The organism is Proteus alimentorum (assembly GCF_002607735.1).
Classification (GTDB): domain Bacteria; phylum Pseudomonadota; class Gammaproteobacteria; order Enterobacterales; family Enterobacteriaceae; genus Proteus; species Proteus alimentorum.
The window spans coordinates 1-9,424 of the sequence record NZ_NBVR01000041.1 but is presented as its reverse complement, the minus strand read 5'-3'; the positions used below and the strand labels follow the sequence as shown (position 1 = coordinate 9,424).

General features: G+C 36.6%; 8 protein-coding genes and 1 pseudogene. 2 read left to right on the top strand and 7 right to left on the bottom strand.

Going from position 1 to position 9,424, the window contains the following annotated elements:
- Nucleotides 1-234 precede the first annotated feature (234 nt).
- From B6258_RS16350 to B6258_RS16340, 3 genes are all read right to left on the bottom strand, one after another.
- Complete coding sequence (locus B6258_RS16350) at nt 235-426, bottom strand: hypothetical protein (protein WP_099076157.1); 192 nt, start codon at nt 424-426, stop codon at nt 235-237.
- A gap of 125 nt (nt 427-551) precedes the next feature.
- The gene (locus B6258_RS16345) at nt 552-1,094 is read right to left on the bottom strand and encodes a hypothetical protein (protein ID WP_099076156.1); all 543 of its coding nucleotides are present in this window, start codon (nt 1,092-1,094) and stop codon (nt 552-554) included.
- A 167-nt stretch (nt 1,095-1,261) separates the two neighbouring features.
- Entirely contained in the window at nt 1,262-2,815 is a 1,554-nt protein-coding gene (locus tag B6258_RS16340) for a competence protein CoiA family protein (RefSeq protein ID WP_099076155.1), read from the bottom strand.
- A 342-nt stretch (nt 2,816-3,157) separates the two neighbouring features.
- Here B6258_RS16340 and B6258_RS16335 point away from each other — a divergent pair, with 342 nt between their 5' ends.
- The gene (locus B6258_RS16335; protein WP_099076154.1) at nt 3,158-4,279 is read left to right on the top strand and encodes an AAA family ATPase; all 1,122 of its coding nucleotides are present in this window, start codon (nt 3,158-3,160) and stop codon (nt 4,277-4,279) included.
- 22 nt (nt 4,280-4,301) lie between these two features.
- Entirely contained in the window at nt 4,302-6,527 is a 2,226-nt protein-coding gene (locus B6258_RS16330; RefSeq protein WP_099076153.1) for a S8 family peptidase, read from the top strand.
- A gap of 107 nt (nt 6,528-6,634) precedes the next feature.
- Here the strand turns inward: B6258_RS16330 and B6258_RS16325 are convergent, their stop codons facing one another.
- From B6258_RS16325 to B6258_RS16310, 4 genes and pseudogenes are all read right to left on the bottom strand, one after another.
- Nucleotides 6,635-6,823: a hypothetical protein gene (locus tag B6258_RS16325; RefSeq protein WP_099076152.1), complete on the bottom strand. Its 189-nt coding sequence runs from the start codon at nt 6,821-6,823 to the stop codon at nt 6,635-6,637.
- A gap of 210 nt (nt 6,824-7,033) precedes the next feature.
- Nucleotides 7,034-7,597 (bottom strand): plasmid pRiA4b ORF-3 family protein, encoded by a 564-nt coding sequence (locus B6258_RS16320; RefSeq protein WP_276307786.1) that lies wholly within the window; start codon nt 7,595-7,597, stop codon nt 7,034-7,036.
- Nucleotides 7,598-8,088: 491 nt separating this feature from the next.
- Complete coding sequence (locus B6258_RS16315; protein WP_099076151.1) at nt 8,089-8,520, bottom strand: antiterminator Q family protein; 432 nt, start codon at nt 8,518-8,520, stop codon at nt 8,089-8,091.
- A 390-nt stretch (nt 8,521-8,910) separates the two neighbouring features.
- Nucleotides 8,911-9,351, bottom strand: a pseudogene (locus tag B6258_RS16310) (tyrosine-type recombinase/integrase); the annotation flags it as partial.
- Between the last annotated feature and the right edge of the window lie 73 nt (nt 9,352-9,424).

Below are 9,424 nucleotides of genomic sequence, written 5' to 3'. Positions count from 1 at the left end.
AGTTTCAGTAAAACGGACTTTTTTCATCATGACCTCTGCAAATTAAAGGGCAGAAAATCTAATTATAGCTGTCTTATTTTAAGGGAAGTGGACACCAGTACGGCGCATGACTTCCGGTAATTTAAGAAATGTTTTAGGCATATTTAACCCTCTATAGCTGTTATTGGACACAGCGAGAAGGTTAAAGTGTTTTGAAATGGAATATTCCAATATGCCGGGAATATTCCAAATGTGCTAGTTATCGATTGTATCTACATCTACCGCATTAAGATGATTAGCTAAAGCTTTTCCGTCTGGTGCTTTTAACTTTTTATTTTTAAAATCAATATTAATTTCGCTATTAGGGTTAGCTAACTGACTTTGAATGCTATTTGCGACATCCTCGCCATAATGTATTTGAATGAGAGATTTTGCGAATCTTGCCAAATAATTTAGGCTCTTCGGTGCCTCTTTTTTATCTTCTTTCGCACTAGTAGTGTTGCCTTGCTCGGGGTAAAAAATATTATAAATTTTTTCAGCTTCACTTTTAGGTAAGATTAAGCTTTCATTGTTTAATACTTCCCGTATGTTCTTCCAATGCTGAGAGCTTTGGTCACAAATACCACAATAGTGTGGAACCTCTTTATATATATATAGGAATCATCACCAGAACCATAAGGTTTACAGTCTAAACGGGGGATAGGGTCATCTAACTCACCAGCTTTCCAAATCATATAGTTTGAGTATTTTGGTACGACTAATTTCTTAGCATCATCACTGTATTCTAACTCGGTTAATTTGGCTTCCTCTATCTTACGTAGCTCGCTTAAGCTTTTAGCCACAAAAATAGATGACTTTCCATTCCTCATATCCTTTCGGTTTTCTAACTCAGATCGTTGTTCTTTAATTTGTTGATATTCATCAGTTGTATACCATTGCTCGATTAGGCCTTTAGCCCAAAATCGCCCCCAGTCAAAACAAAGCTCAATAGTTTTCTCTTTCCACCATAAAAATAACTGGTCTTTATCTATTTCAACAGGAAAATCCATAGCATTTAAATACTTTAATGCCTGATCAATGGTAGGGTTCTCAAAAGGATAGAGAAAAGGTTTCATCACGTTCGCCCACTACGCTATGCGCCTTATGATAACGAGGTTCGATAGAACGGGCAGTAAGGCTATCTGCTTTTCTCTCCGTCGAGATAGTTCTATCAAATTTAGATTATGTGCCGCTGGTGGCATGTGAATGGATAATAACTGTTTACTGTGGATTTATCCAGCCTTTAGGAGACTGTAGTAGAGTTCAATTTATCGAACTCAATAGCCAATAGAGGTAGCAAATTTTCTTTCTTTACGAAATAGCGTTCAAAAGCTTGAATATGACCATAACTAATGAAGTTAGATATCATTGCTTGAATTATATCAGGTATTAAAATTAAGTGTTTTTTACCTTCAGATACATATTCAACATCTATTTCCGAACTAAAAATCATTGAAGCTTCTTTAGTCAAATAAAACCTACTAGTTAATTTATGAAAAACATCCGTATAGCCAATATGGCTACCTATTTCATAACCATCAATTATTTCAATCAAATTAGTTAATATAAAAACAGACCAATAATTAAACATCCAAAAACTAGAATTACTTCTAAAGCATTTTAGTAGTTCAGGAACCCCAACACTATAGCTAGCATTTTCACTTACTAGCTTATTCTTAATTAGGTATTTACGCCATTTCCCGTAAAAACGTTTATATAACTGTTCCTTATTCATCTCTAGATATAAGTTAGATAACTCCACTACGCACTCTTCAAGCTCTCTAACAGCACTAAAGTAATCATGTATTTCATTATCTGATTCTTTTAACTTTTTGTATAAAGGAGTGTAGCGAAACCATGAACTGGCCTCAGAAAATTTACCATCATAGGATATGTGTTTTACAAGCAAGCTATAGTTCGCCTGTTGAAATTCGACAGGGATAGTTTTCCCGATAGGTAGATATACCACCTTTAAAAACGCATTCTTTCTTACGCAATCAATATAATGGATACCATTAAAATAATTTTTATCCATCCTATCAAATTTAGTGATACATTCTTTAACAAACGTTAAGTTTAAATCGTGCCACTCACTCTTATAATTTACATTTAATAAATGTTTAAATGCAGGTATATACAAAATATTCTCATCCTGAGAAACCACTTGATTAATCCTATTACTTATAGCATCAACCAAATACGCCTTTTCTTTTTTCACTCTGGATAGATAGTATTCATATTTAGGGTACTGGATAATTTTCGTTCTAATCCTACCTGTTTCAAAAGCTTTCTTAGCTTCCTTTATCGTTCGGCTTTTATAACCACTAAAATCGTATTCGATAGCCGCAATACTATTCCGCTTATAATAATGTATTTTTTCATCTTTGCTTTTACTGGTAACATAAACTTCAATCGCTATTTCACCGATACTAGTAAGCAGCAAAACATCTGCCCGATAATTCCCTATTGTTGCTTCAAGCCGAGCATTCAGCACTTTAACTTTTCTACGAGGTATATCTACTTGGTTATCCAAAACCGATAACTTAGTTGCGGGTATATCTAAAAACTCCTGTCCAGAAAAGTATTCTTGAAAAAAACGATGAACCATTGTCATATAGCAATAGCTTTGCTCTGATGTTGCATGTGCAAAATGGTGTTCTTTAACTTTACCTTGTTTCGCAATCATATGATCGCCACAGCCAGGGCAAACGCAATTACACTTTTTCCCTCTAGCAGCATCATCTATATGAAGTAATCGCCCTGTCTCATTACTTTCTGCATACTCAAACATGGCCATAAGATGAAACTCCATTAAACTTTTCATTTGCGATTTTTAACATGGTTCAAAAACCATCCTACCATATAGTAACTAACTCATATAAATATCGAGCCCATCGTGAATGCCCCTCTATATAGACAAGTTTATACTCTCTTATCATTCTTTTTTTAAACCGACTTTATAAAAAATACAGTTATATCTCCTTATTACAAATGAAAGTTCTTCGGTAATGCCCATTAACTTAACAACTGTAAATATATATAGGTTTTGCTATCCATAAAACAAAAAAAGTGAGATACTATAAAAATAGTCCAAATCAACAAAATTTAACATATTGATAAAAAAGAGGTTTTATAGAAAATGGGCGAATTAATTGGAATTCAGGCTGATTTAGCCCAATTGGTAAGGTTGGTTATCAACGAGCAGTACGATGATGTTAGGCTGTATGTAGCTCGGCTTGTACGCAAGTATCGAGAGAACATGCCTGAGCTATCGGAACAACTGGACTTATATCTACGTAGCAAACCAGCTAAGAAGACTCAAAGTTTACGCAAGGCAGCTACGCATCCCGATATAATTTCAGAAGCCTTACCTGTAGATGAAGATTCAAGACTAACACTATTAAAAACATCACCAACACCAGAGGTGATATCTAAGCCGTTATTAAATTTCGAAATTGAAAACGCATTAGACCAACTAATTCTTGAACGTAAAAATATTAATAAACTAGAAGAGCTCGGATTGCAGCCAACTCGTTCAGCTATCTTTGTTGGCCCCCCTGGGGTTGGTAAAACATTAACAGCAAGCTGGCTAGCTCAAAAGCTAGGTGTGCCATTCTATGTACTTGACCTAACCGCAGTAATGAGCAGCTATTTAGGAAAAAGTGGTAACAATCTTAGGGCAGCCTTAGATTTTGCTAAAAAAGGGCCATGTGTTCTATTACTGGATGAAATAGATTCAATAGCTAAAAAAAGAAGTGACGATTCAGATGTAGGCGAACTTAAACGTTTAGTTACCGTTATCCTTCAAGAAGTTGATCAATGGCCTTCTTCGAGTCTATTGCTCGCAGCAACAAACTATGAAGAGTTAATCGACCCTGCATTATGGAGACGTTTTGACCTTGTACTTCACTTTGAAAAGCCGAATAGCGAAACAATCAAAGAAGCTATACAACGCTTTTTAGGTGCAGATTACGCCATTTTTGCTCGATGGATAGATATTCTTGTAATCCTATTTAAAGATGAGTCTTTCAGCAATATTGAACGTTCAATTAACAAATTTCGTCGTTCAATAGCTTTAGGTATAGCATCTGATGAAATTCTAATTGAAGACTTTATTAAAAGTGGTTTATCAGAACTAGATAAAACAGAAAAAAGAAATATCGCTATTAATTTAAGTAGAAACTCTAAATTATCTCAGCATGCAATCTCAGACTTAACAGGTGTTAGTAGAGACACCATTAGAAAATACAGTGCTGCTTAACGAGCTTTAGTAAGGAAATTATATGGCTAATACTAATTTTTTGATCGGTCGTGGTGAACTATTAACACATGATATTCCCTCACCAAAAAGAAGAATGGATAAATCTGAGGTTTATACACTAGCGGAAGCAAAAAAACGTTTAGTACCTCAAATACAAACTGCTAACGATATGTTTAAAAAATTAGCCGCGCACTCTTGCCCTCATGATTACGCTGTAGCTAAATTGACAATGAACCCTAGCTATATTGCAAGGTCTTATTTCCCTACTGCAATGTTACGGAATACTGGTTTAAAATCTGTGGGTAGCAAAACTGTAAAAATTGTACCCGAAAAATGGAAAAGAAAAATTGATGTTATTGAATACCCAACCACACAGTTATTTGTAGCTGGCAAACGCTCTGCCTTTAGAAATTTATCTGAATGGGTCCACGACTTAGAATATAACTCTGCTGAATCAATTGATTTCGCTAGAATAGAAGAATTTGAAGCTTTTCTACCCGAAGAACGCCTTATACTCCCTGAAAATTCTCAAGAGACGCATTTTGAAGTAGGGATTCATCTTCTTCAAACTGATGGTGAAGATTTTGTCCAGAGTAAATTTATAGATTATGCTAAATCATTGGATATAACAGTACACTCAAGCTTAGCCTTTACCGCGGGCTCTTTATGGTTTTTACCCGTGCAAGGTAATATATCTTCTATAAAAAAACTGGCTCAGTTTACATTCGTAAGGGTAATAAGAGCGGTTCCTAAATTAAGGGGATTAAGGCCTTTAAGAAGAGCATCAAGTACCGCAATACCATGCACTTTACCAAGTGAAGCTCCACTATCAAATGATATCAAAGTTGCAATACTTGATGGTGGATTGCCTGAAAAACACCCTATTAAACCGTGGGTAAAATCATATAGAGTATTAGACGAGCGTGCTAATGATGATCCTGATGCTTTAGAACATGGTCTAGGTGTTTCGTCTGCATTTTTATTTGGTCCAATAAAAAGCAATGTGAAACCACCAATCCCATATGCATATATTGATAATCTACGAGTTCTAGATAATAAAACATATGAAGAAGACCCCTTAGAATTATACCGAACTTTAGGACTAATCGAAGAAGTTTTACTCTCTAGGCAATATCAATTTTTAAATTTAAGCTTAGGTCCTGATTTACCAATTGAAGATACTGAAGTTCACGCTTGGACATCTGTTATTGACGATCTTCTAAGCGATGGGGAAACTCTAATGACTGTCGCCGTTGGGAATAATGGGGACATGGATAGAGAGTCAGGAAATGCTAGAATTCAAATCCCTGCTGATTGTGTAAATGCTTTAGCTGTTGGTGCGTCTGATTCAACCAATGATAATAACTGGCAAAAAGCTTCTTATAGTGCGATTGGACCGGGGAGAAGTCCTGGTGTAATGAAACCCGATGTTGTAGCTTTTGGTGGTGAAACATCTGAATATTTTCATGTTCTAACGACAGGTTCTAAACCTAACATTACCCCCGAGCGCGGTACTAGCTTTGCAGCTCCATACGCACTAAGAAATGCTGTAGGTATAAGAGCCATTTTAGGAAACGATCTAAACTTACTAGCAATTAAAGCCTTATTGATTCATTCATCAAAAAATAAAGATCATCCTAATGTTGAAGTTGGGTGGGGCAAAGTGCCCGAAGACTTAAATGACATTATTGTTAGCCCTAATGGTGTAGCTCGCATTGTATATCAAGGAGAATTAAAACCCGGTAAATATTTAAGAGCTCCAGTTCCATTACCAATCTCAGGTTTAACTGGAAAAATAAATTTAACGGCAACTTTCTGCTACGCAACAGCTACAGACCCACAAGACTCAGCATCATATACAAAAGCTGGCTTAGAGGTATCTTTTAGACCCAATGACTCTAGGATTAAAGATGGTAAAAAGAACGCTGAAACCGCAGGTTTTTTCGAACTGAAAAAATTTGCAACTGAAAGCGAACAACGTTCCGATATGGGTAAATGGGAAACCGTTCTTCATGCATCCAAAAATATGCTAGGCACCACCCTAAAAAATCCTGTATTTGACATACATTATAATGCTAGGGAGTTCGGAGGAAGTGTTCCTGGAAATAAAGCTGACAAAATTAAATATGCTCTAATCATTACTGTAAAAGCGGCGAAGCATCAAGATTTATATAATGAGATATTAAGAGCATATAATAAAATTTTAGTACCTATACAGCCTCAAACATCTATACCAATTCGTTCATAATCAATCTAAATTAATATAGCCTCGTTATAATCTTTCGGGGCTATATTATTTAGTCAAAAACTAATACCATCTAGAAATTAATCACACTATGAATACAAAGTTTAACTTTATTCACTATCACGATTTGATTTATAAGCCAACGTAAGTGTCATTAATGCGGCTAAACAACAAAAAGCAATAATAACCCACGCAAAAGTAACCCCTAAAACTGGTGAATAGCCGGCATCCGTGAAGCCGTCAGAAAATGCTGCTTTTAGGTAGGTAATGATTGGTGTGGCAATTATCAATGTTATCACACAGAGAATCCAACAAAGATATTTTACCCGTCTCTTATCTTTAGACAGCATCCAATAAAAATACGTAAGGGAGGAAAATATTACTAATAAAGATATTGATCCTGAGGTTTCATTGATAATTTTACCTACCACATACCATACTGAATTATCACTCATAAAATGTTCCCTCATAAAGTTTACCGTCAATAGTAAGTTCCGAGCAGGGTTATACTACGAATAAAATTGCATAAGCCGCTCGTTGATAGCCTCTAGGTTATATTCACGTACATCAATATCAGCCATAAGATGCTGGTGGATCTCCGCTCTATCAGGATTAGTTAATGACCGTGCTTCTTCTAGCATTTCGGCATAGCCCCAAATACCGCCAGAGTCCTCTACGGGACACGTGCCCTTACCTTTTACACATAATGGAATAGGTGAGCTATCGCCCTCTGCAGGTATAACCGCTTCGAGTAAAATAGTGTGTTCCCAATAATCGCCAAAGTCATACACGTAAAGGCATTTATCCTTTTCTTTGCGAAGTAACACCGTGAGTGGAACATTGGTACTATCTTTCAAACTCGAATCAAAGAACTCGTCTAGCTCCTCGCCATAACGAAGATTACCCTTTTCGAAGCAATACAAATGATAGTTACCCCATCCCATAGCAATTTGTATGACGTGATGGAGTTCGTTTAAAGCAATCGTACTAGGCACTATCAAACGTCGCCATACGGGCGGTTTCATGTCGTTCAGCGTAATTTTAATCTGGTATATTGCCTGTACTTTTCCCATTCCACCGGCCCCCATAATTTAACTTGTTGATATGGTTAGTAACCCAATTTTGGGTTACGGACATAACTATATGATTTATATAATGACTCGCTTTTGAGTCATCGTTAATCTGTTGATAAAACTTAATTATTCCGTTTTAGCACAATCAATTTTAATTTATTGAAGTTTCTAGTAACGCAAGTTTGTGCTACGGGTATCTGTATGATTTTGCTTAATTCCGTTGAATCGACGGAATCAGCCTTAACTATTTGATTTTTATCATGACCCAAATTTGGTTCATCTATTTAAGGTCTATGCACTAAGTAGCGATAAGTCCATTCTAAGTAACATTAAGTTAAATTCAAACAAGTAAAAAATCGCAACTTGTGTAATAAAGATATTTTTAGCCCGTGAGCTAATCGGCAAAAATGAAGGGTAATCTATTGAAAGTGAAAGACTATAGCCCTGTTACCTCAGTAGTGTAATCAAGGCTTTGCATATGCCAGGCAGGGTTATCTAAGAGCCGCGGCATTTTGTGGCTGTACGAGTTGCTGGTGGCAGGGAAAGCCGTAAAGTAAATCTAGTTCTAAAGGTTCATCTACAGCGGTTAAGCAACCTAATATAAAGCTCTCAGCTATCGCCATGCGTTTACGGACTTCGCTTTCATTCAGCTTATACTTACGGCCTATAGAACGTTTGGACATGCCTTTAGCGTAGTAGCATTCGATAAAGTCACATTCTTGTTCCATCTGGACATTACGCAATTTAGCAATGCAACCATCAATAATAAGCCCGTCCTCGTCACAGCATGACAGCTTAGTAATACTCGTGCGGCTCATTAAGCCTTTAAATCCAGCGGCAACAGACGAGTAACCAAGGCCAGAGCGACCACGGACTACCCAACCACCCCAATGTAAAAGTATCTTCTGTATATCTCTTTGCATTTTTACGCCTATAGTTTTCTATAGTGGCGGTTATAAAGTGACCTGTGTTTTTCTGTACCAATTAGTACATTTTAGCAATATGAAAGAGATAAAGCGAATAGCCTATAACATACTGATTTATATTAATTCTACCGATTCGGTAGAATTGAATTTTAAGCAGGTAGTATTTTGCAAATTGAAGCGGTAATTTTCAGGCAGGGTTATCTAACACCCACCAGCTTTTAGAAGTGCACACTAGTGAACACTGATGCACACTTATAGCCAAAGTGTTCACCCTAAAATTTATTAATAATATCAAACAATTAATTACTATATTTATATAAAAGTGAACAGTATGAACAGTTATATATAAAAGTATTTAAAAACCTAATTATCTAAAACAGTAGTTAACTACATATAGGTGGTGGGGATGTTATCCCCTGCCTGTGGATTGGCGTAGTCGTAAGGCGAAATAAAGCCTTGCCTATTAGCATCTAGGTAATCGGCCCACCATTGCAACATAAGGCGACGCTCATCTAAATGGTGTGATGTATGTAAGTAAGCTGCTTTAACGTTGTTTCTTTCCAAGTGACTAAGCTGTCTCTCAATAACATCATCAGCCCAAAGCCCAGATTCCCCCATAGCGCCACGGGCCATTGTTCTAAAGCCATGGTGACAGATTTCTGTCTTTGTATCGTAGCCCATAACTCGGAGTGCTTTATTTACCGTATTTTCACTCATGACTTTATTGGGATCCCTATCACCGGGGAATAAACAGCGATTATCGCCACTGTATTCTTTTAGCTTTTCGAGTAGTGCTATAGCCTGACGGCTCAACGGCACTATGAACTGACCCCAGTTTATTGGACAGTTTAAATTAGTTAGGTAAAGACTGAGTTCGGTATTGAACTGGACTCAGTCCTTT